Origin of the sequence: Buchananella sp. 14KM1171 (genome assembly GCF_041380365.1) — a bacterium.
Lineage (GTDB): Bacteria > Actinomycetota > Actinomycetes > Actinomycetales > Actinomycetaceae > Buchananella > Buchananella felis.
In genome coordinates this window covers 2,201,449-2,228,365 of the sequence record NZ_CP159981.1, presented here as the reverse complement: position 1 = coordinate 2,228,365, position 26,917 = coordinate 2,201,449, and the positions used below count along the sequence as shown (strand labels likewise).

Sequence of the window (26,917 nt, the reverse complement as noted above, 5' to 3'; positions counted from 1 at the left end):
GCGAGAGAGGTCAGACCGTGATCTCGATTTGGTTTCCTTCAACCGCGACCACGCAGCTCTCGTAGTAGCCGTCTCCCGTGGTCCGGGGACCGCTCACGACCTCGTAGCCGTCCGCCTTCAGCCAGGCTGTGAGTTCGTCTACTCGGGCAGCACTGCCCACGGAAAAGGCGATGTGGGCGTAACCGGTTCGGGTCAATGCCTTCTCCGCGTCAACCATGTCTGGCCTGGTCATTACCTCCACCCTCGCCCCATCAGCAAAGCTGAGGAAATAGGAACGAAAGCCAGTGTTCCTGTTGTGGTAGAGCTCGTTGGAGCTGCCATCCAGGTAGGTGACAAAGAAGTCCCGGGCGGCCTCCAGGTCATTCACGTAAAGCGCAACGTGTTCTATTCTCACTTCTCCCCCGCTCGGATCGCCCCGTCCAAACTGCCGCACCCACTTCCTCCAGTGTCCTGGGCGCTCAGTCCATTCTGCGGTCCGGGCGGGCCGCGTGCCCGCGTTTGGGTCGCGGCAGAATCTCAGGCGCGCGGGTGGGCCTGGTTGTAGGCGGCGCGCAGACGCTCCGCGGTGACGTGGGTGTAGCGCTGCGTGGTCTGCAGGGAGGAGTGCCCCAGGATCTCCTGCACGCTGCGCAGGTCCGCTCCCCCGGCCAGCAGCCCGGTGGCGGCCGAGTGGCGCAGGCCGTGCGGACTGATGGCCGCCACCCCGGCGGCGCGGGTGAGCTTGTCTAGGACGCGCCGCACCGTCCTGGGGTCCAACCTGCCCCCGCGCGCACCCAGGAACAGCGCGTCGCGGGCGTCGGCGGAGCTGGGGGCCGCGCTGCGTTTGGCGAGGTGGGCGGCGAGCGCGTCTGCTGCGGGAGCCCCAAAGGGAACCACCCGCTCCTTGCCGCCCTTTCCCATGACGCGAACCGTGCGCTCGTGGAGGGAGAGCGAGGCGAGGTTGAGGGCGCAGAGCTCGGCGACACGCACGCCGGCGCCGTAGAGCAGTTCGCACACGGCCCAGTCGCGCGTGGCGATCGCCTCTCCCCCGGCGGCCAGTTCCTTGGCCGTGTCCAGGAGCGCCTGGGCGGCGCAGTCCGTGAGCACCGTGGGGACGGTGTTGGCGGCCTTGCGGCCACGCAGGCGGGCGGCCGGGTCGGTGGGGGCCAGGCCGGCCCGCACCCGCCACGCGCTGAAGGTGCGCACGGCCGCCACGCGGCGGGCAAGGGTGGCGCGGGAGAGCCCGGCCGCGTCCAGCTCGGCGAGCCATAGCCGCAGCCCGGGCAGGTCTAGGTGGAGCGCTTCGTCCGGCTGGACTCCCAGGCTCTGGTAGAGGGAGCACACGTCGGCCTGGTAAGCCCGCACGGTGTGCGGGGAAAGGGAGCGCGTGGCGGACAGGTGAGCAATAAAGCGGCGCAGTTCCTCGCCGCTGCTCACCGCCTCGCTGCCTGCCGTCATGGCGCCCATCCTATGCAGCAGCAGCCCAGTCCTTGCAGCAGCAGCCCAGTCCTTGCAGTAGCAGCCCAGTCCTTGCAGCAGGCGCCGGCCTATGAGGTGGGCACCAGACCTAGGTAGCAGCCGCCGAGCCTAGGCCCGCGCCCAGCGCGGCGGGTAACCCTCGGCACGCCTGACCTTGCCGAGCATCTCCAGCAACGCCAGGGTTGTCTCCACCTCCGGCGGCCCCAGCCCTGCCCGCCTGGCGATCTGCTCCAGCGTGGAGCTGGCACGCGTCGGCAGCGCGTCGAGCACCGCCCGCCCGGAGGAATCCAGCCCGTCTAGGAGCTGGTCGTTGGGGCTGCCTGCTTCCTCCTCCAGCGCCCACCCGGCATGGGGCAACAACTCCAGTATCTCGGCCGCACTCGTCACCAGCGTGGCCCCGGACCGGATCAGCCGGTGACAGCCCGCCGAAAGCTGCGAGGTCACGTTGCCCGGCACGGCGCCGACGCTGCGCCCGATCTCCGCCGCGTGGGAGGCGGTGTTGGCGGCGCCGGACCGGGCGGCGGCCTCCACCACGACGGTGGCTCCCGCGCAGGCGATGAGGCGGTTGCGCTGCAAGAACCTCACCCGGGAGGGAACCGAGCCCGGCGGCAGTTCGCTCACCACCGCACCGTGGCGAACTATTCGTTCCAGGAGGGCGGTGTTTCCCGCCGGGTAGAGCCGGTCTGGTCCCCCGGCCAGGAAGGCGACTGTGTTGCCGTCAACCGCGAGCGCGCCGGCGTGGGCGCAGGCGTCGATGCCGTAGGCGCCACCGGAGACCACCGCCAGGTCGGGGCGCGTGGTGCACAGTTCTTCCGCCAGTCGCGTTGCCACGCGCTCCCCGTAGGCGGTCGCGGCGCGGGTGCCCACCAGCGCGACGCTAGCGGGGGCGGAGAGTAGTTCGGCCCGGCCGCGCACCCACAGGCCCAGGGGCGCGGCGTGCCCCAGGTCTGCCATGGCCGGCGGGTAGAGCGGGTGTCCCCGGTAGATGAACTGGGCGCCCAGTACGTCTCCTGCGCGCAGATCCCGCCTGACCCAAGCTGCCGGGTCCTGGCCTTCCAGGCGGGTGGTCCATCGTCTGATGGCTCTCTCCCACTGCGCGACGCTGCCCTGCCCGGTCATGGCGAGGGCGTCTTGACCGTTCAGCCCTGCCTGCACCAGTTCAAGGGCCTGGCCGTACGAGGTGGCTTCGATGAGCACGGAGGCGGCGGTGTCTGCTGGCTCGGTGAGCCGCCCCCACACCAACGCCGGTTCCAGCTGGTCGGTGATCCCGGTCTTCCCCGTCTCGCTCCCGGCAGCGCCCTCGCCGCCCCCGGCGCGGGCGCTGCCCTCACGCTGCGACCATTCCATCGTGTCCCCCCATCCTCATGTTGAAGGCGGCAGCCAGGTGGGCCTCCCCCACGCTCGGGCTACCGTCCAGATCTGCGGCTGTCCACGCCACCCGCAGCACCCGATCCACCGCGCGCAGCGAGGCGCCGCTTGACTCCATCCACGCGCGCAACAGGCGGCGGGAGATCGGGCTGAGACCGCCCGCCTCCGACCGCAGGAACGAGCCCGGGATCTGGGAGTTTTGCCGCCAGGGGTGGTCCTTCCACCTGTGCGCGGCCCTGCGCCGGGCCTCGCTGACGCGCGCGGCCACCTGGGCGCTGGGTTCCCCGGCACCGCTGCGCAGGTCCGTGGCGCTGACCGGTTGGACTACGACCTGCATGTCCACCCGGTCCAGCAGTGGTCCGGAGAGCCGGGCGGCGTAGCGTCTGCGTTCCATCGGCTTGCACTGGCAGGTCTGGGTTTCGGATAGGGCGTTTCCGCACGGGCAGGGATTGGCGGCCAGGACCAGTTGGAAGCGCGCCGGGTAGGTGGCGGTCCCGGCGGAGCGGTGCAGGGTGATCTGCCCCGATTCCATCGGCTGGCGCAGGCTGTCCAGCACCCGGGCCGCAAACTCCGGGGCCTCGTCCAGGAAAAGCACCCCGGCGTGGGCGAGGCTGGCTGCACCCGGGCGGGGCATTCCGGAGCCTCCGCCTAGGATCGCCGGCATGGTGGCGCTGTGGTGGGGTGCCTGGTACGGCGGCGTTGTCATGAGGCTGGGCCGGATCAGGGTCCCGGCCAGCGAGTGCAGGGCCGTGACCTCCAGCGCGTCCTTGCGTTCTAGTGGTGGCATGATGCCTGGTAAGCGTTCGGCCAGCATCGTTTTGCCCGCCCCCGGGCTGCCCAGCAGGAACAGGTGGTGCCCGCCGGCTGCGGCGATCTCCAGGGCGCGGCGGGCGTGCGCCTGTCCCACCACGTCGCTGAGATCGGGCTCGCTGCCCCCGACGCCTTGGGGGGATGCCTGCGCGCCCGCCTGCCCACCGGTGGCCCGGTGGTCCCCCGCGTTCCCCTCTGCTGCCGCCGGTCTGCTTGGTCTATTGCCCGGGTGTCCGCCGTAGTGGGTGACGACGTCGGCCAGGTGTTCTACCGCCACCACCTCTACGTCGGGGATCAACTGCGCTTCCTGGGCGTTCGCCGCGGGCACCATCACCTGCCGATAGCCGTGACTGGCGGCCACGCTAACCGCCGGCAGGATGCCTCGAACCGGCAGGAGCCTGCCGTCTAGGCCCAGCTCGCCCAGGTGCACCACGTTGCGGGCCCGCTCCGCTCTCAGTAGCCCCTGGGAGCCGAGCATGGCCACGGCCAACGCCAGGTCGAAAGCGGTGCCGGCCTTCGGCACCCCGGCCGGGGACAGGTTGACGGTGGTGCGCATTTCCTTCCAGCCGACCCGAATGGATGAGATCGCCGCCCGCACCCGCTCCTTGGCCTCCCTCAGTGCGGCATCGGGTAGGCCCACCAGGGTCACGGCGGGAAGTCCCGGCGCCGATTGGGCCTCCACGTCGACCACGTGACCGCCCAGTCCCACCAGGCAGATGGACCGTGTAAACGCGAGCGCCATCAGAGGTCAACTCCCTGGATGTGGTTGACGCGCGCAGGCCCCGTGGGGGCCACCAGTACCTCGACCACGTCGAAGCGCACCAGTGAGTATCGCCAGCCGTACATCGAGAGCCAGGAGCGTCCTAGCGTGCGCATGCGGCGCAGCTTGGAGGGGGTGACCGCCTCGGCGGGCCGTCCGCAGGCATCCGTGGTGCGCGTCTTGACCTCCACGAAAACCACTGCGTCCTCGCGCAGGTCGTGGGCGATGATGTCCAGTTCGCCGCGTTTGCCGTCTCGCCAGTTGCGTCCGAGCAGCCGGAAGCCCTCGGAAACCAGCATCTTGCATGCAATTTCCTCGCCGCGGCGGCCTAGGGCCTGGCGGTGGGAGCCGTCGTTCTCGCTGTTCATGCGCCCCAGGCTCGCCTGGGCGTGGGGTGGTCCGCCAACGCCGGTGCGCACGGTGAGCCCAGCGGGGTTATCCACACCTTGGCCGCCCGCGTGCTGTCCCCAAGTAGCCGGCTGCGGGGCGACAAGCGCACTGCGCGCATCGTCCTTGCCTAGCCGTGTCGTTAGGCGCAAGCTGGAGCGGAGGGAGGAACACGATGAGATACAGCAACCAGGAACCAGGAGTGGAAGGCCCACCGGAACAGGAGCCGAGCGTGATCATCGGGGCAGACGGCCTGGCCCGGCCAGCCTGGGCCGCCCGGGATCCGCTGCTGCGCGACTACTACGACACCGAGTGGGGCGATCCGGTTCGGGATGAGCGCGGCGTCTTTGAGCGCCTGAGCCTAGAGCTCTTTCAGGCCGGCTTGTCCTGGCGCACGATCCTGGCCAAGCGCGCCGCCTTTAGGAGCGCCTTTGCGAACTTCGAGCCGGAGGCCGTGGCGGCTTTTACGGACGACGACGTCGCCCGCCTGCTTCAGAACGCGGCCATTGTGCGCAACCGCGCCAAGATTGAGGCGGTGATCCACAACGCGCGGGCCACCGTGGCACTGCGCGAGACCGGGAGCGACCTATCCGACCTGGTGTGGGCTTTTACGGGAGAGTCATTCCCTGACCTGGTGCGCAGCGAACTGGTGCCCAGCCAGTCGCCCGGTTCGCGCGCCTTGGCGCAGGCCCTGCGGGAGGCGGGCTTCAAACGGGTTGGCCCGATCATGTGCTTCGCGTTGATGGAGGCCATCGGGATCGTGGACACCCACCTGGTGGGGACGCACAAGCATAAGCGCGTCGGGGCAAGGGTCAGAGGGTGACGTCGGGGACCTCGAAGTCGGCCGGCGCCAGGCGCTCCACGTTGACGTCCTTGAAGGTGACCACCTGGACGGAGTCGACGAAGCGGGAGGTGCGGTAGGTGTCCCACACCCAGGCGTCGCGCAGCGAGAGCTCGAAGTAGACCTCGCCGCCGGCGCTGTGGGCCTTCACCTCGACCTCCTTGGCCAGGTAGAAGCGCCGCTCGGTTTCAACCACGTAGTTGAACATCGGCAGGACGTCGCGGTACTCCTTGTAGAGGGCCAGCTCCAGGCGGTCTTCGTACTCTTCCAGGTCTTCCATGCTCACAGGCCCAATTGTGCCCTACGCCCGTGCAAAGCTGGCGGTTCAGTCCGTTCCCGGCAGGTTCCAGCTGCGGCGATGCTGCTCACTCAACCCGTGCGCCGCGATGCCCCGGTAGTGCACTGCGGCACCGTATCCCTTGTTGGAGGCCCACCCATACCCGGGGTCTGCCAGGCCCGCCATGTAGGCGTCGCGCCGCACCTTGGCCAGCACCGAGGCGGCCGCGATGACGCTGACGCGCGCGTCGCCCTTCACCAGCGTTTGGACCGGACCGTCGTAGGCCAACGCCGCACTGCCCGGCCCGTACATGCCGCGCTCCCCCGGGCCCAGCCCACCGGGCGCCGTTGCGTGCGCGCCACCGATCTGGGGCGTCGGCACCGCCGCATCGAAGCTGAACAGGTCCGCCTGCGGCTCGCTGAGCCAGTCGTGGCTGCCGTCCAGCAGCACGAAGCTGGGCGCGTAGCCCTGGGCGCTGACGGCGTGGAGGGCGCGCCGGCCCGCCAGGCGCAGCGCTGCCACGATGCCGATCTGGTCGATCTCGGCGGCGCTTGCCGCACCGACTGCGCTGGCCGCCACCCACCGGGCGGCCGGGTCCACCAGCGCCTCGCGGCGCTTGGCGGTGAGCAACTTGGAGTCGGTCAGGCCCGCCGGGGGCTGGCCGGTCTCCGGCCCCACCACGCAGACTCCCACGCACACGGGCCCCGCGATCGCGCCACGGCCGACTTCGTCCATGCCTGCCACCAGCCCGAAGCTCTCCACTAGGGGCAGCTCGATGTCCCGGCTACACGGCGGGATGCACTGCGCCGCGCGCCTCACTGGCCGCTCCTGCGCCGCACGGCTCACTGGCCCGTGTCGAGCTGGGCCGGCGGCGGCACGTGGTCAAAGTTGCCCGGGTTGGAGTGCCAGGCCATGCGGCTGATCGGCAGGAAGGTGGCGTAGACGATTCCCTCCACGTCGGTCAGCGGCACCGCGCCCTGCGTGGGGCTGTCCATGTGGGCGCGCGAATCGCCGGAGCGCGGCCGGTTGTCTCCCATGACCCACATGTGTCCGGGGGGCACCACCACGGAGAACTCGATGTCGGAGGGGGCGATGCCTGCGTCCAGGTAGGGTTCGTCAATCTCGACGCCGTTGACCTGGAGCTTGCCGTTGACGCTGCAGCAGGAGACGTGGTCCCCTCCCAGCGCGATTACCCGCTTGGCGAGGTGTTCGTCGCTCTCCGGGATCAGGCCCACGCCGGCGAAGAACCTGGTGAGCCAGTCGCGGGGGGCGGTGGTTCCACCCAGCCAGTTCTGGGAGTCCTTGAAGATCACGATGTCGCCGCGCCGCACGTCCTCGGGGTCGATGTTGAAGCGGCGCGCCATCACGCGGTCCCCGGGCTCGATGGTGGAGATCATGGAGCCGGTGGGGATCTGGAAGGTCTGAGAGATGAAGGTCTTCATGGTGACGGCAACCACCAGGGTCACCACGATGAGGAACACGGCCTCGCGTGCCACCACGTAGAGAGTCCTGGCAGCCTTGGCCGTCTTTACGTCCAGTGGCGCGGACTTCTTGGACCTCGCGGCGTGCCGAGCCTCGGCACGCACAGCGGGTTTGTTCTTCTCAGTCATCACGGCAAAGTCTAGAAGCAAAGTGGGGGTGCGGCCTCTCGCGCCACACCCCCACCTCGTCTCAAGGTCACGCGTTGTCGCGCTTCTCCTTGATCTTGGCGGCCTTGCCGTGCAGACCACGCAGGTAGTACAGCTTGGCGCGGCGCACCAGACCGCGGGTGACAACCTCGATGCGGTCGATGGAGGGGGTGTGCACCGGGAAGGTGCGCTCCACGCCGCAGCCGAAGGAGACCTTGCGGATGGTGAAGGTCTCAGAAACGCCGGCGCCGGAGCGGGCGATGACGACACCCTGGAACACCTGGATACGGGAGCGGTTACCCTCGACCACCTTGACGTGGACCTTCAGGGTGTCACCCGGACGGAAAGCGGGCAGGTCGCTGCGCATCTGCGCAGCACCGATCTCGTTGAGAATGTTCATTGTTCACTCTTCCGCGCGCGCCTCTGGTCCCGTGCGGCCTTGTCTAGTTTTTCGGCAGCCTGCCCCACGTGCTCGCCAGCTCCCCAGGGGCAGAGCGTGGCTGTGTGCAGACCGGGTAGCAATTCTGCCACACCGGCCCCGCCGCCCAAAGCGCGCCGCCGCGTGGTTCCCGCCACGCACGACGTTCCACCCGCCCCTTTGCCGATCCGCCCGCCCGGTGCACAGGCGGCGCAAGCGCACCACCCGGCTGCGCGCCGCCCGGCCTGCAAAACGCCCGTCGGCCCACCGCCGGGCCGTTAATCGGACGGTTGTTGGTCGCCCCCGCGGCCCAGCGGGCAGGCCATGACGACGTCCCGGCAGGCGTGCGCGCCCACCATGAACTCCCGCTTGCCCACCTTCTTAAAGCCGTGGCGCTTGTAGGCGCGCTGGGCGCGCTTGTTGCCCTCGTGGGTGCCCAGCCACAGGGCGTCGGCGCCCTGGGCGCGCGCGTGCTCCAGGCAGTGCGCGATCAAGGCGGAGGCCAGGCCGGAGCCAATCAGCTCGCCTGCCACGTAGCACTTGTAGAACTCGGCGGGCCGAGCGTAGCCGGCCCGCTTGAGCGCACCGGGCTGGCGCTCCCCGAGGGGGTGAGCGGCCCCGTCCGGCCCGAGCAGCACCACGGCGTAACCCAACAGCGGCCCCTGGCCGGCCTCGACGCCGCTGTCCTCTCCCCCGCTGCCGACCGGCGTGGCAACCACCGTGTATGCGCCCGGGGCGCCAAGCAGTTGCGCAAACGCCTGTTCGGTCAGGCGCGTGGAGATGTGCTCGCGGATCTCTGCCTCCGGCAGGAAGGCGGGGCAGGCGAGCGGGAAGGTCTGCGCGGCAAGGGCGGCCAGCGCTGCAGCGTCGTCCATCACGGCGGGGCGCAGCACGAATCGCATCGGCTGGCCGCCCGCCGGCACGCACCAGCCGACGGCCGCAAGGGCGGCCTTGTCGTCGCCGTTCAGCCGGTCGGAATCCAATCGCGCCAGCATGTCGGGGCGGCGCTGGGCGGTGCGCTGCAGGGCCTGGTCGCGCCTCCAACGTTCGATCCGGCCGTGGTCGCCGCTGAGCAGGACGGCCGGCACGTCGATCCCTCGCCACTCAAGCGGACGGGTGAAGACGGGGTATTCCAGCAGGCCGGCCTCGCCGTGGGACTCCTCCACCAGGGAGGCGGGGTTGCCCACCACGCCGGGAAGCAGGCGCACCACGGCCTCGATGAGGGCGAGCGCGGCCACCTCGCCGCCGTTGAGCACGTAGTCGCCGATCGAATACTCGACCACCTCGTGGGTGGTGGCGTAGTGCTGCGGCACGCGCGAGTCGATGCCCTCGTAGCGGCCGCACGCGATCACCAGCTGGTCGGCGCGCGCCAGGTCCGCCACCATCGCCTGGGTGAGCGGCCGCCCGGCCGGGGTGGGCACGGCCAGTACGCGCCGCTGCGTGCCGGTCTGGACGGACGACGTTCCGCCCGCCGCCCCGTCCTCGCCGCCGGTGGGCAGGCCGAGCACCCCGTCCAGGCACTTGCCCCACACGTCGGGGCGCATGACCATGCCTGCGCCGCCCCCGACCGGGGTGTCGTCGACCGTGCGGTGCCGGTCGGTGGTGACCTCGCGCAGGTCGTGCACCGCCAGGGTCACCAGCCCGCTCGCGGCGGCCTTGCCGACCAGGGAGAGCTGCAGGGCGTCCAGGTAGGCGGGGAAGATGGAGACGACGTCGATGCGCACCTTAGAGCGCCTCCCCCAGGCCGGGGAACATGCCGCCTGGCGGGTCCAGCACCACGCGAGCGCCGACCAGGTCCACCTCGCGGGCGATGGCGGAGACGAACGGGACCAGCACCTCGCCGCCCGCCGCCTTCACCACCAGTAGGTCCTGCGCGGCGCCCGGCAGCAGGTCCTTCACCACGCCCAGCTCGCGTCCGTCCACGTGCTCCACGCGCAGGCCACGCAGCTGGTGGGGATAGTAGGCGTCGTCCTCCGCGTCCTCCTCGGCGTCGGCGTCCACCAGCAGGCGCACCCCGCGCAGGGCCTCCGCAGCGGTGCGGTCCGCGATCTCGACGAAGCGCGCGTACACCTTTTCCCCGTCGCGGCGCACCCGCTCCACGGTCAGCTCCGCCAGGGGCCCGCCCTCCGTGGGCAGCACCGTGCCAGGGGCCAGGCGCTGGGCAGGGTTGTCGGTGCGCACGTCGAGGCGCACCTCCCCGCGCAGGCCGTGCGCGGAGCCGATGACGGCAACGGTGAGAAGCATGTTTCTCCTATGTATGGACGGGGGTGGGCGCGAAAACGGCCCGCCACCCTTTAAGGGTAGCGGGCCGTCTGTGGCCGGCTCTTAGCGGCGGTCCGTGTCGATCACGTCGACGCGAACCGGCCCCTGGGTGGCCAGCGCGGAAATGACGGTGCGCAGGGCGCGGGCGGTGCGGCCGGAGCGGCCGATCACGCGGCCCAGGTCGCTCTGGGCTACCCGCACCTCGAGCAGTTCACCGCGACGCAGGTTCTTGGAGGTGACCCGGACCTCGTCCGGGTTGTCCACGATTCCGCGCACCAGGTGCTCGAGGGCGTCCGCTAGCACGTCAGGCTTCCTCGCCCGCGCTCTCGGCGGCCTCGGTGGCCTCCTCAGCGGCGGACTCGGCGGCCTCGGCCTCAGCGGCCTCGGCAGCGGCGGCAGCCTCGGCCTCAGCCTTAGCGGCGGAGGCAGCAGCCTTGACCTTCTCGGCGGCGGCGTCGGCGGCCTTGATGGCGTCAGCCTTGGCGGCGGCCAGCGCCTCGGCACCGGCCTTGACCTTCAGGCGACCCTCGGCGCCCGGCAGGCCCTTGAACTTCTGCCAGTCACCGGTGATCTGGAGCAGGTTGCGCACCTGGTCGGTGGGCTGGGCGCCCACGCCGAGCCAGTACTGCGCACGCTCGGAGGTGATCTCGATGAAGGACGGCTCCTCCATCGGGTTGTACTTGCCGATCTCCTCGATCACGCGGCCGTCGCGACGCTTGCGGGCGTCAACGACAACGACACGGTAGAACGGCGAACGGATCTTGCCCATTCGCTTGAGACGAATCTTCACTGCCACAGTGGTGGAACTCCTGAATCAATTGGGGTGGAGGCGCGCCTCGGCTCGGTGGGTTACAAGCGTTGGGGGCTTCCTGGACACGACTCGGCAGGGAGAGAGGGGCCCTACCAGCCGGGTACAGCGCTCAATCATGCCAGAAAGCGGCGGCTTTTCCCAGCATTGCAGCGCCGCGCCGGTGTGGAACGTCCCACTTTGGGCCGCGCCGACGGCGCCAGGCGACAAAAGGCCGGCCGGGATGCACGGGGCCGGGGCGACGGCGCGGGCGGGGCGCTGGCCCCGCCCCCGCCGCCCGGCTCAGGCCTGTTCCTGGTGCAGCACCTGGATGGCCCAGGTGCCCACCCAGACCTCCTGGCCCACCAGTGGGCCGGTGCCCTCTTCCCAGAAGTTGCCCTCTTCCTCGGCCTCCGCAGACGTGTCGACCAGCTTGCGCCACACCTGGCCCTCCGCCGCCTGCGGCACGCGGAAATTGATGGGGAAGTCGGCCATGTTGACCATCAGCCAGAAGTCGTCGCCCGGGGTGTTGATGTGGATGGCCACGGCCCGGTCGCCCTCGTGCACCCCGGCCAGCATCTCCGGGGAGTGGAAGACGTAAGACACGTCCTTGTCGTCGGGTCGCAGGTCGCCGTAGTGCTGCGCGCACAACGCGTCGTGGCGGCTGCGCAGCGCACCCAGGAAGGTGGTGAAGTCCAGCAGGGCGTTGCGGTTCGGCTCCCCACCAAACTGCCCCAGGTTGTCGTGGTACTGCCCCACCGGCTCCCCGTCGGGGCCGATAGCCTCCACCGGCACCCGCTGCGGGGCACTGCTGGCGGCGGCGGCGTAGTTGTTCCACATGGCGATGCTGCTCAGAGCCCAGGGGTTGTTGTTTCCGTTCTGGGTGCGCCCAAACTCGTCGCCCGCCACGATCATCGGCACGCCACGGGAGAAGAACAGGGTCACCAGGAAGTTGCGCAGCCGCTGGCGGCGCAGCGCCTGGTCGCCGCCGCTGTCCCAGCTGAGGTTGTCGTCGCTGCCCCCGTCGCTGGGGCCAAACGGCCAGGGCTGGTCGTTTTGCTTGGCCGGGTAGCTGACCAGGTCGGCCAGGGTGAAGCCGTCGTGTGCCACCACGAAGTTGACGGTACGCTGGGGCCCGCCGTTGTCCGCGAAGTGGTGGTAGTCGCCGTTGACCATCTCCAGGAAGGCGCCGGTGTTGCCGTCGCCCTTGAGGAAGCGGCGCACCGTGTCGCGGTAGCGCCCGTTCCACTCCCCCCAGCCGCGCGGGAAGTTGCCGACCTCGTAACCCCACAGGTCCCACGCCTCGGCGATGACCTCGATGTTCTCCGCCTTCGCGAAGGCGGCGATCTCCACCAGCAGCTCGTGGTCGCTGAAGAAGCGCTTCTGGTTGCCCCAGTCCTCCTGGTGGGCGTCCGCCGGCCTGCGGCCCAGCACCGTGGCCAGGTCGAAGCGGAAACCGTCCACCCCCATCTCGCGGGTCCAGTAGGCCAGGGAGTCCAGCACCAGCCGGTGCGCGGCCGGGCTGGAGTAGTTGAGCTGGTTGGAGGTACCGGTGGCGCCGTCCACGATCGCGTGGGAGGCGGTCTGCACGTAGTACTCGCCGGCGGCGAAGCCACCCAGGGAGGTGAAACCGGTGGTGGTGGGGTCCCCGTTCCAGTTGCCGCCCTCTGCGGTGTGGTTGTAGACCACGTCCAGGTAGACCTCGATGCCCTCGCGGTGGAAGGCGGTCACCATTTCCCGGAACTCGCGGGTGGGGCCGCCAAAGCTTTTGTCTGCGGCGTATCGCCTGGAGGGCGAGAAGAAGCTGAGGGTCATGTACCCCCAGGAGTTGGTGTGCCCATCGCGCCCGGACTCGGAGACGTTGGTCTCGTGAACCGGCAGGAGCTCCAGCGCGGTGATGCCCAGCGCCTTCAGGTAGGGGGCCAGCATCGCCGCACCCTTGTAGGTGCCCACGTACTCGGGGGGCACGTTTTGCAGCTGCGCAAACCCGCCCGCGCCGCCCAGCAGGTCGCCCAGGCGCGCCACGGAGGGGTGGCCCACCAGCTGGGAGATCGAGGACTCGTAGATGACGGCCTTGCCCGCAGGCAGGGAGGGCTTTTGCCAGTCGCGCTTCTCCGCAGGCAGCAGCACTGACTTCGGGGCGATCCGCGCGGTGTCCGCCTCCCGGCGGGGGCGCCCGAGATAGTCCTCGCCCCCGGTGCCGAACGCGCCGCCGTCCAGGCCGTCTAGCAGGACGCAGTCGGAGTACATCGTGTGGGTGACCTCGCGCCCGTAGGGGTCAAAGAGCACCTTGTTCGGGTTGAACCGGTTGCCGAACGCGTCGAAGTCGCTCAGGAAGCCCGCCTCGCTGCCGGGCCGCCACTGCGGGTCGTAGGGCCAGTTGCCGCCCCAGGTACGGTAGCCGTAGAGGACGCCGGGCTCCACGCCACCCACCTCGGCGCGCCATACGCCGTCGGGACCCTGCGCGGGCAGGCAGGTGAAGTGGGCGTCTTGCCCGGTGTGCTCTTGGTAGAACTCGAGCTGCACCCTGCTCGCCTTGGGCGCGTAGACCGCGAAGGTGGCGCCCGTGGGCGTCAGGTGCCCGCCGAGGGGCCATTCGGCCCGCTCCCAAGCACTCTCGTTAAGCGGCACGTAGGACGGGAAGGTCATGCCTTCCATCCTGACACGTTTACATAAGCGAGCCCAGGGACCTACGAGCCATTGGGGATGCATTTGGGCCGGTCCAGCAACTGAGCGCGCTCACCCAAGAGCATGTCAAACGATTGCTAGTGATGCTAGTCTCACATTCGTGACTGAAGAACTGCTGCACACCGCCCGTTCCGCGGCCGCCAACTCCCAAGCCCTCAACGACCCCGACTTCCCGCTGTTTCACCTTGCCCCGCCGGTGGGCAGACTCAACGACCCCAACGGCCTGATCGAGGTGGAGGGCACCTACCACGCCTTCTTCCAATACACGCCCACGCACCCGCAAAAGCTGGTCTTCTGGGGGCACGCCACCTCCACGGACCTGACCAGCTGGGAGCACCACGACCCGGCCATCGCGCCGGACTCCCGCTTCGACATGCACGGCGCCTACTCCGGCACCGCTATCGCCACGCCCCAGGGCGTCGAGCTCTGGTACACCGGTAACTACAAGGACCCGGACACCGGGCAGCGCGAGGCCACTCAGTGCCTGGTGACCACTCCGGACCTGACCCACTTCACCAAGGAAGCCACGCCCGTCATTCCCGCCCCACCCGAGGGCTACACGGCGCACTTCCGCGACCCGCAGGTGTGGCAGGACCACGACTCTTCCTACCGGATGCTCATTGGCGCCCAGCGCGCCGACGGCACCGGTGCGGCGGTGCTCTACCGCTCGCTGGACCTGCGCCAGTGGGAGCTGGAGGGAGAGATCTCCTTCCCGCACGCCGGCGGGGCGTTCGACTCCTTCGGCTACATGTGGGAGTGCCCCAACCTGGTCAAGCTGGTGGATCAGGAGACCGGCGCCCTGCGTGACGTGCTCCTGTTCTGCCCCCAGGGCATCCGCCCGCAGGCGCCCGGCTTTGAGAACGTCTTCGCCTGCGTTTACCTGGTCGGCGAGCTGGTGGGCACGCAGTTTGTGGGCTGCGACGGCACGTTCACGGAGCTGGATCGCGGCTTTGAGTTCTACGCGCCGCAGGTCTTTGCCCGCTCCCTTAGCCAGCTGCCCACCGGCGATTCTCCCGCCCCGGCCGTCCTGCTCGGCTGGGCGGGCAACGCCGGCGAGGACGACCAGCCCTCCATCGCCAGTGGCGGTTGGGTGCACTGCATGACCAGCCCGCGGGAACTGGTTTTGCGTGGCGGACGCCTGTACCAGCGCCCCTTCCTGCCGGGCCTGCCCTTGCGGGCCGCCGATTGGGGCGGGACGACGCTGCAGCCCGGCGCCCCCTTCTCCGTGCCGGAGTTGGCCGATTCCCGCTCCTGGCGCCTGCGCCTGGAGGTGGGCGCCAGCGCGCCGTGGCGGATTCACCTGGGCGGCGAGCAAGGGGTCAGCCTGCGCTTCGACGGGGCCACCCTGGTGGCGGACAGGTCCTCCTCCCGCTACCCGGCCGGCTCGCCGCGCACCGTCGAGCTTGCCGCCGCCCCGCACGCGGTGGAGGTGATCCACGACCGCTCCATCACGGAGGTGTTCGTGGACGATGGGCGCACGGTCTTCACCCTGCGCTCCTTCCTGGACGCCACCCCCGGCGTGCGGGTCGACTGCGAGGGCGACCTCGCAGTGCGGGCCGCACAGGTGTCCAGAGCGGACTAGGAGCCTGCGGCCCTCCCGAGCGGGGAGGGCCGCCGCTCTCCGCCCCACCAAAACCGGGCGTCCGCCGGGCAAAAGGCGGCTTCGGCGCGGGGCGGCCGGGCGGGAAAAGCGGCCGGCGGGCAGCGTCGGCCAACTTAGAAAAAATCCGGACCAAAAACCCCTTGTGTGTCAAACGTTTGACACCTAACATGACAAACGATTGCTATACCAGTTCGGCAGGTCTCCCCCTCCCCGCCGAACCGCTAGAAAGGACCAGGGACGGCAATGGATCACGCTCAAGTAGCAAAAGACGTAGTCAAAGCCCTAGGCGGCCCGGACAACATCTCCGCAGCCGCACACTGCGCCACCCGCCTGCGCCTCGTCATGAAGGACGCACAAAAGGTGAACCAAGCCGCCCTGGACGCCCACCCGGACATCAAGGGCACCTTCACCGCCGGCGGCATGCTGCAGCTCATCGTCGGTCCCGGCGACGTTGACATCGTCTTCCGCCACATGGTTACCGACCACGGCGTCCACGAGGTCACCAAGGACCAGGCCAAGGAGGAGGCCGACAAGGGCGGCAACCTCTTCACGCGCTTCATCAAGATGATCGCGGACATCTTCGTCCCGATCCTGCCCGCCCTGGTGGCAGGCGGTCTGATGATGGCCATCAACAACGTCCTCACCGCAGAGGGCCTGTTCGGCGCCGGCTCCCCCGCCCTCACGGAGCGCTGGCCCTTCCTGGCCGACTACGCCAACCTCATCAACATGGTCTCCTCCGCCGCATTCGCGGCCCTGCCCGTCCTGGTCGGCTTCTCCGCCGCCAAGCGCTTCGGAGGAAACGTCTACCTCGGTGCCGCCATCGGTGCGGCCATGATCTCCACCCAGCTCCTCAACGCCTGGAACACCGGCGCCGCGATCGCCGGAGACGCCGAGGTCAACTACTGGCACCTCTTCGGCATGGACGTCGCTCAGATCGGCTACCAGGCCCAGGTCATCCCCACCCTCGTGGTCACGTGGGTGATGTGCCTGATCGAAAAGCGCCTGCACAAGTGGCTCTCCGGCACCGCCGACTTCCTGCTCACCCCGCTCATCACGCTCCTGCTCACCGGCTTCCTGGCCTTCGTCGCCATCGGCCCGATCACCCGCGAGCTGGCCGGCTTCATCACCAACGGCGTGGCCTGGGGCTACGACAACCTGGGCCTCTTCGGCGGCCTCCTGTTCGGTCTGATCTACTCCCCGATCGTCGTGACCGGCCTGCACCAGTCCTTCCCGGCCATCGAGATCCCGCTGATCGCCGACATCGCCAACACCGGCGGTTCCTTCATCTTCCCGATCGCCTCCATGGCCAACGTGGCCCAGGGTGCCGCCGCCCTGGCGATCTTCTTCCGCACCCGCGACGCCAAGATGAAGGGCATCGCCGGCGCCGGTGGTACCTCCGCCGTCTTCGGCATCACCGAGCCCGCCATCTTCGGTGTGAACCTGCGCCTGCGCTGGCCGTTCTTCATCGGCATGGGCGCCGCCGCGGTCGGTTCCGCCCTCGTGGCCCTGCTGGACGTGCGCAGCCAGGCCCTCGGCGCCGCCGGCTTCGTCGGCTTCGTCTCCGTGGTCCCCGAGGACATTCCGGCCTACCTGGCCCTCGAGGTGCTGGTGTTCGTCCTGGCCTTCGGCGTCACCTTCCTCTACGCCGCCACTCGCGGCAAGGCGGACATGGCCGAGCGCCACGTGGTCCCGGACTCCCCCGCCCCGGCCGCCGACTCCACCGGGCACGACGCTGCCGCCGGCCCCGCCTTCTCTGCGGCCGCCCTCAGCGACATGCACGTGACCGCCCCGCTGGCCGGCGCCGTCGTCCCGCTTGACCAGGTCAAGGACCAGACCTTCGCCAAGGGCGTCCTTGGCCCAGGCATCGCCATCGAGCCCGCCGGTGGCGTGGTGGTGGCGCCGTTCGACGGCGAGGTAAAGGTGGCCTTCCCCACCGGCCACGCCTACGGCCTGAAGTCCGCCTCCGGCGTGGAGGTACTGATCCACATCGGCATGGACACCGTCAGCCTGAACGGCAAGGGCTTCACCCCGCGGGTGAGCAAGGGCGACCTGGTGCGGCGCGGTGACGTGCTCGCCGAGGTGGACTGGGCGGCTATCCAGGCCGCCGGCCTGGAGACCATCACGCCCGTGGTCATCTCCAACGCGGCCCGCTTCGAGTCGGTCAGCCCGCTGGCGACCGCAGGCCAGAACCTGGAACTGGGCGCTGACCTGCTCGCGGTGACCGCCAAGGCCAAGGTGAAGGCCTGAGCTAGACCGCACGGCGGTGGGGGCGGGTGTCAATGACACCCGCCCCCACCGCTCTTTGGGAAAGCCGCGCCCTATGCGGTCCAGCCGCGCACCAGGGTGACCGGCAGCTCGATCGCGGGAAGGGTCACCTTCGTGGAGTTTGCCCGCTTGTCCGCGCGCGTCCTGATCTGCTCCAGCAGGATCTCCACCGCCGACTGCGCGATCGCCTGCAGCGGCTGGGCCACGGTGGTCAGGCCCGGCAGGGCGCGGCGCAGCGCGGTGGTGCCGTCAAAGCCAACCACCTTCAGCTCGCCCGGCACCTCTATGCCGCGCAGGCGCGCCCACTCCAGCACCTCGGCCGCAGCCAGGTCATCGGTGGCGAACACGGCGTCCACCTGCCCCCGCACCGAGTCCAGCTGGGCGTTCACCGCCGCCTGGCGCTGCCCGGCCGGGGTGTGGAAGTCGACCGTGAGGACCACCGGCTCCACGCCCGCCTCCGCCAGCACCGCCCGGTAGCCGCGCTCGCGCAGGTTGTGCTTGCCGGAGCGGGAGGTCAGCAGCGCCGGGCGCTTGGCGCCGGACTCCAGCAGCAGGGCGGTGGCCTGGCGTCCCCCGGATTCGTTGTCGCACCGGACGTTGGGCACGTGCGGCGCCAGCTGGCGGTCGATGGTCACCAGCGGCATCCGGATGGTGCCGTACTCCTCCAGGTGCTCGTTGTGGGCACCGGAGATGAGGCCGTCCACGCGGTTGCCCACCAGCAGGTTCAGGTAGCTGCGCTCGCGCTCCGCGTTGCCGAGCGAGTTGCATATGAGGATACGGTAGCCGTGCTCGGCCAGGGCGTTTTCGATGTGCACCGCCAGCTCCCCAAAGAACGGCAGGGCCACCGACGGCACGATCAGCCCGATGGTCTGCGTGGCCTTGCCGTGCAGCGCCCGGGCCACCTGGTTGGGGCGGTAGCCCAGCTTCTCGATGGCGGCGGCCACCTTCTCCTTGGTCTCCTTAGAGAGGTAGCCTCGGTTGTTGAGCACGCGGGACACGGTGGTCAGGGCCACGCCGGCCTCCGCCGCCACGTCGGCAAGGGTGGGTTCGCGGTGCGCGGGCTTGACCTTCTTCACGCTGGCTCCGGCCTTTCTTCCTGGGGCGAGTCGATGTAGCAATCGTTTTGCAGTTCTGGGCCGATTTTCCCACACCGACGCGCGGGATAGCGTGCACCGATTTTCGCCACGCCCTGCGACTAAATTGGGTTTTGCTGTCAGCGGGTAATGACGACCCGTAATCACCCGCGCACCCGGGGGCCGGAGCCCCTTTTCGCTCTCGTTGCGCGGATTGCGCCGCGCTCGCAGGCGACGCGGACCACCACCGCCTCCCCAGGCGCGCCGATCGGCGCCCACCCCGGCGGGCCGATGGGTAGTGTGCACATTCGTGACAGATTCTCTTGCGACGTCAGAAACGCGCCACGTTCACCCGCACAACACTGCCGTGCCCGCCAAGGCCCCCGCAGTGGTGCTGGTCAACTTGGGCACCCCGGCCGAGCCCACCCCGGCGGCCGTGCGCACATTCCTACGCAAGTTCCTCTCCGACCGCCGCGTCATCGAGATGAACCCCCTCCTGTGGCGCCCGATTCTGTCCATCATCCTGGCGGTGCGCCCACTGTCAGTGGCGGCCAAGTACAAGGCGATCTGGCTGGAACAGGGCTCCCCCCTGATGCACTACAGCGTCCAGCAGGCCAAGCGCCTCCAGGAGGAGCTGGGGCAGGACGCCACCGTGCGGGTGGCGATGCGCTACAGCGAGCCCACCCTGCCCAAGGTGCTCGACGAGCTCTACGCCGCCGGGCACCGCCGCGTGCTGGTCATCCCCGCCTACCCGCAGTACACCGCCACCTGCGGGGCCACCGTCATGGACGAGGCCGCCCGCTGGCTGCTCACCACGCGCGACCACGTGGAGCTGCGCACCGTGCGCTCCTTCCCCACCGCCCCCGCCTACGTGGAGGCCCTGGCCGCCTCCCTGGAGCGGCACTGGCGTGAGGCCGGGCGCCCCGACTTCGAGGCCGGCGAGCGCGTGATCGCCTCCTTCCACTCCATCCCCGCCGCCATGCACAACGCCGGCGACCCCTACCGCAGCGAATGCGAGGCAACCTCCGCGGCCCTGGCCGAGCGCCTGGGCATCCCGGCCGGCGGTCTGGTGACCACCTACCAGAGCGTCTTCGGCCGGGCGGAATGGATCGGCCCGGCCACCATCGACACGGTGGAGGCCCTGGGCAAGGAGCACTGCCCGCGCGTGGACGTGATCTGCCCCGGCTTCGTGGCCGACTGCCTGGAGACGCTAGAGGAGATCGACCAGCTCAACCGCGAGACCTTCGAGCAGGCCGGCGGCGGCGCCTTCCACTACGTGCGCTGGGGCAACGATTCGGCCGGCTGCGTGGCCGCGTTTGCCGAGCAGGCCCGCTCCGCCCTGTCGGGCTGGACCCCCACCGCACCCGCGCCGCTGCAGAGGGACGACGCTGCCGTGGCGGCCGCCCCCGACTCTGCGCCGGTCCCCGCCGCGAGCAACCTGGCGCACATGCTCTCCTAAGGGGCGCGCCTGCCCCGGCGAAAGAGCGGTGGCGCCTGCCTTGCCGGCAGGCGCCACCGCTTCTCTTTGCGTCCCGATACGGCCCTTGTTACCGGCCCAGGAATCGCTGCAGGTCCTCGGGCAGGTTGTTCCAGTCCTGCTGGGCGCCCTGCCCCTGGCCGCCCAGGCCGAACGCGAAGCCACCCTGCGGCGCCTGCTCCGCCTGCGCCGCCAGGCCCTCGCGGGCCGCACGCTCCTGCATCGCACGCTTGGCCGGGTTGCCGCTGCGGCCCTTCTTGCCGCCGGAGCCCTGCTTCTTCTTGGGGGCCTGGCGGGCGCCGGCGCGCTTGCCCATCCCCGGCAGCTTGCCCATACCGGGCATGCCGCCGCCCGCCATGGCCTCCGGGCTCATCCCGCCCGCGCCCATGGCCTGCATCATCTTCTTGGCCTGCTCGAAGCGCTCCACCAGCTGCTTGACCTCGTTGACCGTGGTACCCGAACCCCGGGCGATGCGGCTGCGGCGCGAGCCGTTGAGTAGGCTCAGGTCCGCGCGCTCGGCCGGGGTCATGGAGCGCACGATCGCCTCCACCCGGTCCACCTCGCGGTCGTCGAAGTTGGCCAGCTGGTCACGCACCTGGCCCATGCCGGGCAGCATGCCCAGTAGCTTCTTCATCGAGCCCAGCTTGCGGATCTGCTGCAGCTGGCGCAGGAAGTCGTCCAGGGTGAACTGGCCCTTGAGCAGCTTCTCCGCGTCGGCCTGCGCCTCCTCCTGGTCGATCTTGGCCTCGGCCTGCTCGATCAGGGTGAGGATGTCACCCATGTCCAGGATGCGCCCGGCCATGCGGTCGGCGTGGAAGCGCTCGAAGTCATCCAGGCCCTCACCGGTGGAGGCGAACAGCACCGGCGCTCCGGTAACGCCACGCACGGACAGGGCCGCACCACCGCGCGCGTCGCCGTCCAGCTTGGAAAGCACCACGCCGGTAAAGCCCACGCCGTCACGGAAGGCGGTGGCGGTGTTCACCGCGTCCTGACCGATCATGGCGTCCAGGACGAACAGGATCTCCTGCGGCTGCACGGCGTCGCGGATGCGCCGCGCCTGCTCCATCATCTCCTCGTCCACGCCCAGTCGGCCCGCAGTGTCAACGATCACCACGTCGTTGCCGTTGACCCACGCCTGGTTCAGACCAGAGCGGGCCACCGAGACCGGGTCGCCCACGCCGTTGCCGGGCTCAGGGGCCCACACCTCCACCCCGGCGCGCTCACCGACGATCTGGAGCTGGTTGACCGCGTTGGGGCGCTGCAGGTCGGCGGCGATCAGCAGCGGGCTGCGCCCCTGGCCCACCAACCACTTGCCGAGCTTTCCGGCCAGGGTGGTCTTACCGGCACCCTGCAGACCGGCCAGCATGATGATGGCCGGACGCCCGTCCAGGTTCAGGTCGCGGGACTCGCCGCCCAGGATCTCCACGAGCTCCTCGTGGACGATCTTGACCACCTGCTGGCCGGGCTTGAGCGCCTTGGATCGGGTGGCCTCCATGGCGCGCTCGCGCACCCGGGCGGTGAAGTCACGCACCACCGGCAGGGCGACGTCGGCCTCCAGCAGGGCGCGGCGAATATCGGCAACGGTCTCGTCGATGTCCCGCTCGGACAGGCGTCCCTTGCCGCGCAGGCTGCGGAAGGTGGCTGAAAGGCGATCGGAGAAGTTGTCGAACACGTCGTTTCCCTTGCGATTTGACGGGGCCAGGTGGCCTAACTGCTCAAGTTTAGCTTGGTCGCCTCGCCGGGCAACAAAAGCGCGAGCGCCGCCCGGCAAGCCGGGCGGCGCTCGCAGCTAGGGCAGGACTCAGGCCCCCACGATCGCGTCCACGAACGCCTCCGGGTCGAAGGGGGCGAAGTCGTCCGGCCCCTCCCCCAGGCCCACGTACTTCACGGGCACTCCCAGCGCGCGCTGCACGCTGACCACGATGCCGCCCTTGGCCGAGCCGTCCAGCTTGGTCAGCACGATGCCGGTCACCCCGGCCACCTCGCCGAATACCTGGGCCTGGCGCATGCCGTTCTGCCCCGTGGTGGCGTCCAGCACCAGCAGCACCTCACGCACCGGGGCCTGGCGGGACATGACGCGCTTAACCTTGCCCAGCTCGTCCATCAGGCCCGCCTTGTTCTGCAGGCGGCCCGCCGTGTCCACGATCACCACGTCCACGCCGTCCTCGGTGCCCTTCTTCACTGCCTCGAACGCGACCGAGGCCGGGTCCGCGCCGTCGCGCTCCGCCGTGACGATCTCCACCCCGGCGCGGCTGGCCCAAGTCTCCAACTGCTGGGAGGCGGCCGCACGGAACGTGTCCGCAGCGCCCAGCAGCACGGTCTTGCCCTCCGCCACCAGCACGCGGGCCAGCTTGCCGATCGTGGTGGTCTTGCCGGTGCCGTTCACGCCCACCACCAGCACCGAGGCCGGGTGACGCTGGCCGTCCTCGGCCACGTGCGGCTCAAGGTGCAAGGTGCGGTCCATCTGCGGGGCCACCAGCTCCAGCAGCTCGGCGCGCAGCGCGGCGCGCACGGCGGCGGACTCCACCAGACCGTCCACCTGCACGCGGCGGCGCAGGCGCTCCAGCAGCTCGCCGGTGGCCTCCACCCCCACGTCGGCGGTGAGCAGGGCCTCCTCCAGCTCCACCCAGTCGGACTCGGAGAGCTTGCCGCGAGAGATCACGGACAGCAGGGCGCGCCCCAGCGACCCAGAGCCGGCCAGGCGCTCGCGCAGGCGGCGCAAGCGCCCGCCCACGGACTCGGGGGCCTCGCGCTCCACCTGCGCCGGGGCGGCGGCCACGCTCTCACCGGGCTGCGCCTGGGCGGCGCCGGCGGCAACGTCGTCCCCGGCTGGCGCGGTCACCAAATCGGGCCGCGCCTGCGGGGCGGGCGGGGCCTGCTTGGCCTTGTTCACGCGGACCAGCAAGAAGGCGACAACCGCCGCAACCGCCAGGCCACCAACTACTAGGGCGATGATCATTTCCGAGGTCATGCCCACCATTTTGCCACCCCGCCCCGCGCCCGCCCGGAAGTACGGCTCGCTGCCTAACTGGCCATGCTGGGCCCCGCCCCGCGCCCGCCCGGCCGAAGGTGGTTCCCATCCGCCCAATGGGAACACCGGCTCTTCACGCGTGAGGGCGTAGGACACCGGATCGGTTCGACGCCGGCCGGGCGGCGCCGTGGAAGCGCAGGCCGGCGGTGGAGGCAGGTGACGGCGTGGGCCGATGGCGCCGGATTACCCCCGAGCGTACAAGAGTGCGGTCGGGGTACATCCGACCGACCGGTGCCACGCCCCCAAGCGGTCACACGTACCCCGTTGCCACATTTGCGAGCTTGGGGGCCAGAGATAGACACAGCCGCCGCGCTAAAAGACGCTCGCACCCCGTGGCAGCCGCCATGCTTGGCCGCCCGTGGTCGCTTGGCTTGGCCGCCCGGCCTTGCCGCCCGAGGTGGCCGACGCTCCACCCAGCACCCGGAATCCGCGCCGGCCCTCCCCTGACCGTCCCTCCCCTGACCGACCCCGAGCGTACAAGAGTGCGGTCGGGGTACATCCGACCGACCGGTGCCACGGCACCAAGCGGTCACACGTACCCCATCGCAGCATTTGCGAGCTCGGGGGCCAGAGATAGGCGCAGCCGCCACGCTAAAAGACGCTCGCGCCCCGTGGCAGCCGCCCCCGAGCGCACAAGAGTGCGGTCGGGGTACATCCGACCGACCGGTGCTCCTCGTTGGCGGCGGAGTGCGCAAGCAATTGTGGGGATAGTGCACCTCTCGTAGGGTTCGTGCACCAGTCGTGGGATTAGTGAACCAGTCGTAGGCTTACCCGGTCGGGTAACCCCTCAATAGGTGCACCAAAAGCTCCAGAGGTGCACCAAAGGCTCAATAGGTCGCGTAACCCCACAATCGTTTGCGCAACTAGCTCCGGCACAACCAGCTCGGGCGCGGCCCCCGCCGTGGCCCGGGCCGCGCCATCAGTTCAGTGCGCTGCTCCCCCGCCTGGGCCGGGCGGGCGCAGCCAGCGCGATAGAGCACCCGGTCCCCAAGTGCCCGCCCCCTGACCCGCGCCCGGTCCGCCCCAACCATGCCCACCGACAGGCTGCGGGCGACCTCCACCGGTGGGTCCTTGCGCAAACGGCTGAGCCTTTGTTGCAGTGTTCCAGCCGTTGTTGCTCCTCCTGGGCCTTTGTGCGACCTACTGAGGCGTTATTCGGCCCCATAGCGCTACAAGAGGTGCAACAAAGCCGCGACCGGTGCAACAACGACTCAACGGGAACAACAAAGGCTCAATCGCTTGCGCACCGGCCGCCGGGGTCAAGTGCGTCCCGGCCCCCAGCCCGCCTTGGCCCGGCACCACGGCACCCGCGTCTCCTGTGCCCCGCGGCCTGGAGCGAGGCCGCCTGACCCGCAGGCGCGCCCCTGACCCGCCGGCTCGCCCCTCAACCCGCCGGCTCGCCCCTCAACCCGCCGGCTCGCACCTCACCCGCCGGCGCGCCCTTCAACCCGCTGCCGCACCGCCAGCCGGGCAGGCCCGGAAGAACGAAAGGGGCGCGGGGCCGAGCCAACCGGCTCCGCCCCGCGCCCCCGCGCCCCGCGCCCAGGCCTGTTTCGGCCCGCGCTCAGTGCTCGAAGTCGGGGAACCAGATCGCGATCTCGCGGTGGGCGGACTCGAAGGAGTCGGAGGCGTGCACCACGTTGCGGATCGGGCCGCCACCCCAGTCGCGGCCAAAGTCACCTCGGATGGAACCGGGCGCGGCCAGCGTGGGGTTGGTGGCCCCGATCATGTTGCGCACGCCCTCCAGGACGCGGTTGCCCTCCACCACGACGGCCACCATCGGGCCCGAGGCCATGTACTCCACCAGCGGCGCAAAGAAGTGCTTGGCCTTGTGCTCCACGTAGTGGCGCGCCAGGGTCTCCTCGGTGGCGTGCACGATCGACAGGGCCGCCAGGCGGTAGCCCTTGACCTCGAAGCGGCGCAGGATCTCACCGGTCAGGCCGCGCTCGTAGGCGTCGGGCTTGATCAGCACCAGCGTGTACTCGGCGGGGGTGTCTTGCGCGGTCATTGGTCCTCCTTGATCGTTACCGGGGACAACGATACTAGGAACAAAGACCTAGAAGGAGTGCTTTCCCATCACTTCGCGGGCGTGGGCGGCCAGCAGCACCGAGCCGACCACCAGCACGCCCGTGTCCACCGCCGGCCCCTGGTCGCTCTCCGCCAGCGCGGCCGCGGTGTCGATGGCTGCCGCCAGGTCCTCCTGCAGGTGAACCCGCTGCGGCCCGAACACCTCACCGGCCAGCTCCGCCAGCTCGGTGGCGTCCATGGCGCGCGGGCCCTCCATGGAGGTGATGACGATCTCCGCCAGTAGCGGCTCCAGCTCCGCCAGCATCGCCTCGGCGTGCTTGTCCGCCATGCAGGCGAACACGCCCACCAGGGTGGAGAAGCCGAAGGCCTCTTCCACGGCCAGGCGCACCGCAGCCACGCCGTGCGGGTTGTGGGCGGCGTCCACCAGCACCGTCGGGCTGGAGCGCACCACCTCCAGGCGGCCCGGGGAGGTGACGGACATGAAGCCGTGCTCCACGGTGAGCGGCGGCAGCGCCCCGCCCCCGAACAGCGCTTCCACGGCGGTGAGCGCAGCGGCGGCGTTCAGCCCCTGGTATTCGCCGTGCAGCGGCAGGTGTACGCCCTCGTAGCGGGCCGCCGGGGTGGACAGGGTGAGCATCTGCCCGCCCACGGCCAGTTCGCGGTCGCCGTAGTCGAAGTCGGCGCCAAAGCGGCGCACTAGCACGCCCTGCTGGGCGGCGGCCTCCAGCAGGAAGTCCTCCACGTCCTCTTCCTGCGGGCCCAGCACCAGCGTGGCACCCGGGCGCAGGATGCCGGCCTTCTCCGCCGCGATGGAGAGCAGGTCAGTGCCCAGGAAGGCGTCGTGGTCCTGCGCGATCGGGGTGATTACCTGCACGGCGGAGTCGATGACGTTGGTGGCGTCCCACCGGCCGCCCATGCCGACCTCCACCACGGCCACCTCCACGCCGCAGTTGGCGAAGGCGGTGAAGGCGAGCACGGTGAAGACCTCGAAGAAGCTCATGCGCACTCCGCCGGCGGCCGCCGACTCCGCATCGACCATCTCCACGATCGGCCCCACCGAGTCCCAGGCCTCCAGGAACTCCTCGCGGCCCAGCGGTTCCAGGCCAATCATCATGCGCTCGCGCACGGTGTGCAGGTGCGGGGAGGTGAAGGTGGCAACGCTCATGCCGCGTTCGCGCAGTAGCGCGGAGATCATGCGGGCGGTGGAGGTCTTGCCGTTAGTGCCGGTCACGTGGACCGTCTGGTAGGCCAGTTGCGGGTCGCCCAGCAGCTGGCAGGCGCGGGCCACCCGCTCCAGCGAGGGCTGCACTTTGTGCTCGGGGGCGCGCGTGAGGATGGCGCGGTAGATCTCCTCGATGCGGGCGTCGAGCTCCACGCGGTGCGCGGCCGCCGCCAGCTCCATCTCGTGCCGGTTGCTGCCCTTCTTGGCCGACGCTGCCCCGCCTGCCGCCTCGCGAACTAGGCCGCCTTCTTCGCCCGCCGCTTGGGCGTCGTCGTCCCACGAATCCAACTCTGCGGTGTCGCTGAGCACGCCGTCCCACAGGTCGGCGTCGTCCCCCAGGAGGGAGGAGCGCACCAGCGCGGCCAGGGCGGCGGCGCGCTCCTCCTCCTGTGCCTCGAGGTCCGCCTGCGCCTGGGCGACGGCCAGTTCCTCCTCGCTCGGCTCGGCGGCCGCCGCGAAGTAGGCGGCCATGTCAGCCGGGTAGGTGGGCTGGGCGTCCGGCTGGGCGGACTCGGGGTGGGGCTTCACGAAAGC

The 26,917-nt window shown here is 70.1% G+C and carries 23 protein-coding genes; 4 read left to right on the top strand and 19 right to left on the bottom strand.

The window, feature by feature from the left end:
• Nucleotides 1-10 precede the first annotated feature (10 nt).
• From ABYF38_RS08645 to ABYF38_RS08625, 5 genes are all read right to left on the bottom strand, one after another.
• The gene (locus ABYF38_RS08645; RefSeq protein ID WP_371151982.1) at nucleotides 11-394 is read right to left on the bottom strand and encodes a VOC family protein; all 384 of its coding nucleotides are present in this window, start codon (nucleotides 392-394) and stop codon (nucleotides 11-13) included.
• A 122-nt stretch (nucleotides 395-516) separates the two neighbouring features.
• The gene (locus tag ABYF38_RS08640) at nucleotides 517-1,437 is read right to left on the bottom strand and encodes a tyrosine recombinase XerC (protein WP_371151981.1); all 921 of its coding nucleotides are present in this window, start codon (nucleotides 1,435-1,437) and stop codon (nucleotides 517-519) included.
• A gap of 129 nt (nucleotides 1,438-1,566) precedes the next feature.
• Nucleotides 1,567-2,805, bottom strand: coding sequence for a DNA-processing protein DprA (gene dprA / locus ABYF38_RS08635; protein ID WP_371151980.1), 1,239 nt, complete (start codon nucleotides 2,803-2,805; stop codon nucleotides 1,567-1,569).
• Entirely contained in the window at nucleotides 2,786-4,378 is a 1,593-nt protein-coding gene (locus ABYF38_RS08630) for a YifB family Mg chelatase-like AAA ATPase (RefSeq protein ID WP_371151979.1), read from the bottom strand. The genes dprA and ABYF38_RS08630 overlap by 20 nt, the downstream gene beginning before the upstream one ends.
• The gene (locus ABYF38_RS08625) at nucleotides 4,378-4,764 is read right to left on the bottom strand and encodes a YraN family protein (RefSeq protein ID WP_371151978.1); all 387 of its coding nucleotides are present in this window, start codon (nucleotides 4,762-4,764) and stop codon (nucleotides 4,378-4,380) included. Before ABYF38_RS08625 ends, ABYF38_RS08630 begins: the two co-directional genes overlap by 1 nt.
• Nucleotides 4,765-4,958: 194 nt before the next feature.
• Here ABYF38_RS08625 and ABYF38_RS08620 point away from each other — a divergent pair, with 194 nt between their 5' ends.
• A complete protein-coding gene (locus tag ABYF38_RS08620) occupies nucleotides 4,959-5,606 on the top strand; it encodes a DNA-3-methyladenine glycosylase I (RefSeq protein ID WP_371151977.1) in 648 nt (215 codons plus the stop codon).
• Here the strand turns inward: ABYF38_RS08620 and ABYF38_RS08615 are convergent.
• The 9 genes from ABYF38_RS08615 to ABYF38_RS08575 all read right to left on the bottom strand — a co-directional run bounded on the left by ABYF38_RS08615 (nucleotide 5,596) and on the right by ABYF38_RS08575 (nucleotide 13,645).
• Nucleotides 5,596-5,910 (bottom strand): DUF2469 domain-containing protein, encoded by a 315-nt coding sequence (locus tag ABYF38_RS08615; protein ID WP_371151976.1) that lies wholly within the window; start codon nucleotides 5,908-5,910, stop codon nucleotides 5,596-5,598. The two genes, ABYF38_RS08620 and ABYF38_RS08615, sit on opposite strands and share 11 nt — an antisense overlap.
• A gap of 39 nt (nucleotides 5,911-5,949) precedes the next feature.
• The gene (locus ABYF38_RS08610; RefSeq protein ID WP_371153022.1) at nucleotides 5,950-6,699 is read right to left on the bottom strand and encodes a ribonuclease HII; all 750 of its coding nucleotides are present in this window, start codon (nucleotides 6,697-6,699) and stop codon (nucleotides 5,950-5,952) included.
• A 44-nt stretch (nucleotides 6,700-6,743) separates the two neighbouring features.
• Entirely contained in the window at nucleotides 6,744-7,511 is a 768-nt protein-coding gene (gene lepB, locus ABYF38_RS08605; protein ID WP_371151975.1) for a signal peptidase I, read from the bottom strand.
• Between the two features lie 67 nt (nucleotides 7,512-7,578).
• Nucleotides 7,579-7,929, bottom strand: coding sequence for a 50S ribosomal protein L19 (rplS, locus tag ABYF38_RS08600; protein ID WP_371151974.1), 351 nt, complete (start codon nucleotides 7,927-7,929; stop codon nucleotides 7,579-7,581).
• A 296-nt stretch (nucleotides 7,930-8,225) separates the two neighbouring features.
• Nucleotides 8,226-9,671, bottom strand: a complete 1,446-nt coding sequence (gene trmD / locus ABYF38_RS08595) for a tRNA (guanosine(37)-N1)-methyltransferase TrmD (protein ID WP_371151973.1) — start codon at nucleotides 9,669-9,671, stop codon at nucleotides 8,226-8,228.
• Nucleotide 9,672: 1 nt separating this feature from the next.
• On the bottom strand, nucleotides 9,673-10,191 hold the full coding sequence (gene rimM / locus ABYF38_RS08590; RefSeq protein ID WP_371151972.1) for a ribosome maturation factor RimM: 519 nt from the start codon (nucleotides 10,189-10,191) through the stop codon (nucleotides 9,673-9,675).
• An 81-nt stretch (nucleotides 10,192-10,272) separates the two neighbouring features.
• A complete protein-coding gene (locus ABYF38_RS08585) occupies nucleotides 10,273-10,512 on the bottom strand; it encodes an RNA-binding protein (RefSeq protein WP_371151971.1) in 240 nt (79 codons plus the stop codon).
• Nucleotide 10,513: 1 nt separating this feature from the next.
• Nucleotides 10,514-11,005 carry a 30S ribosomal protein S16 gene (gene rpsP / locus ABYF38_RS08580; RefSeq protein WP_371151970.1) on the bottom strand — a complete coding sequence of 164 codons (492 nt, stop codon included), beginning with the start codon at nucleotides 11,003-11,005 and terminating at the stop codon, nucleotides 10,514-10,516.
• A gap of 294 nt (nucleotides 11,006-11,299) precedes the next feature.
• Nucleotides 11,300-13,645 carry an alpha-amylase family glycosyl hydrolase gene (locus ABYF38_RS08575; RefSeq protein WP_371151969.1) on the bottom strand — a complete coding sequence of 782 codons (2,346 nt, stop codon included), beginning with the start codon at nucleotides 13,643-13,645 and terminating at the stop codon, nucleotides 11,300-11,302.
• A gap of 139 nt (nucleotides 13,646-13,784) precedes the next feature.
• On the opposite strand from ABYF38_RS08575, the gene ABYF38_RS08570 reads away from it, so the two are divergent.
• On the top strand, nucleotides 13,785-15,266 hold the full coding sequence (locus ABYF38_RS08570; protein ID WP_371151968.1) for a glycoside hydrolase family 32 protein: 1,482 nt from the start codon (nucleotides 13,785-13,787) through the stop codon (nucleotides 15,264-15,266).
• 264 nt (nucleotides 15,267-15,530) lie between these two features.
• Nucleotides 15,531-17,534 carry a PTS beta-glucoside transporter subunit IIBCA gene (locus ABYF38_RS08565; RefSeq protein WP_371151967.1) on the top strand — a complete coding sequence of 668 codons (2,004 nt, stop codon included), beginning with the start codon at nucleotides 15,531-15,533 and terminating at the stop codon, nucleotides 17,532-17,534.
• A 71-nt stretch (nucleotides 17,535-17,605) separates the two neighbouring features.
• Here the strand turns inward: ABYF38_RS08565 and ABYF38_RS08560 are convergent, their stop codons facing one another.
• Complete coding sequence (locus ABYF38_RS08560) at nucleotides 17,606-18,628, bottom strand: LacI family DNA-binding transcriptional regulator (protein ID WP_371151966.1); 1,023 nt, start codon at nucleotides 18,626-18,628, stop codon at nucleotides 17,606-17,608.
• A gap of 307 nt (nucleotides 18,629-18,935) precedes the next feature.
• On the opposite strand from ABYF38_RS08560, the gene hemH reads away from it, so the two are divergent.
• Nucleotides 18,936-20,084 carry a ferrochelatase gene (gene hemH, locus ABYF38_RS08555; protein ID WP_371151965.1) on the top strand — a complete coding sequence of 383 codons (1,149 nt, stop codon included), beginning with the start codon at nucleotides 18,936-18,938 and terminating at the stop codon, nucleotides 20,082-20,084.
• An 88-nt stretch (nucleotides 20,085-20,172) separates the two neighbouring features.
• Here hemH and ffh read toward each other — a convergent pair whose 3' ends face one another.
• From ffh to ABYF38_RS08535, 4 genes are all read right to left on the bottom strand, one after another.
• Nucleotides 20,173-21,774, bottom strand: a complete 1,602-nt coding sequence (gene ffh, locus ABYF38_RS08550) for a signal recognition particle protein (RefSeq protein ID WP_371151964.1) — start codon at nucleotides 21,772-21,774, stop codon at nucleotides 20,173-20,175.
• Between the two features lie 129 nt (nucleotides 21,775-21,903).
• Nucleotides 21,904-23,073 carry a signal recognition particle-docking protein FtsY gene (ftsY, locus tag ABYF38_RS08545; RefSeq protein ID WP_371151963.1) on the bottom strand — a complete coding sequence of 390 codons (1,170 nt, stop codon included), beginning with the start codon at nucleotides 23,071-23,073 and terminating at the stop codon, nucleotides 21,904-21,906.
• A gap of 1,624 nt (nucleotides 23,074-24,697) precedes the next feature.
• Entirely contained in the window at nucleotides 24,698-25,141 is a 444-nt protein-coding gene (ndk, locus tag ABYF38_RS08540; protein ID WP_371151962.1) for a nucleoside-diphosphate kinase, read from the bottom strand.
• Nucleotides 25,142-25,189: 48 nt separating this feature from the next.
• Entirely contained in the window at nucleotides 25,190-26,911 is a 1,722-nt protein-coding gene (locus ABYF38_RS08535) for a bifunctional folylpolyglutamate synthase/dihydrofolate synthase (RefSeq protein ID WP_371151961.1), read from the bottom strand.
• Nucleotides 26,912-26,917: the final 6 nt, after the last annotated feature.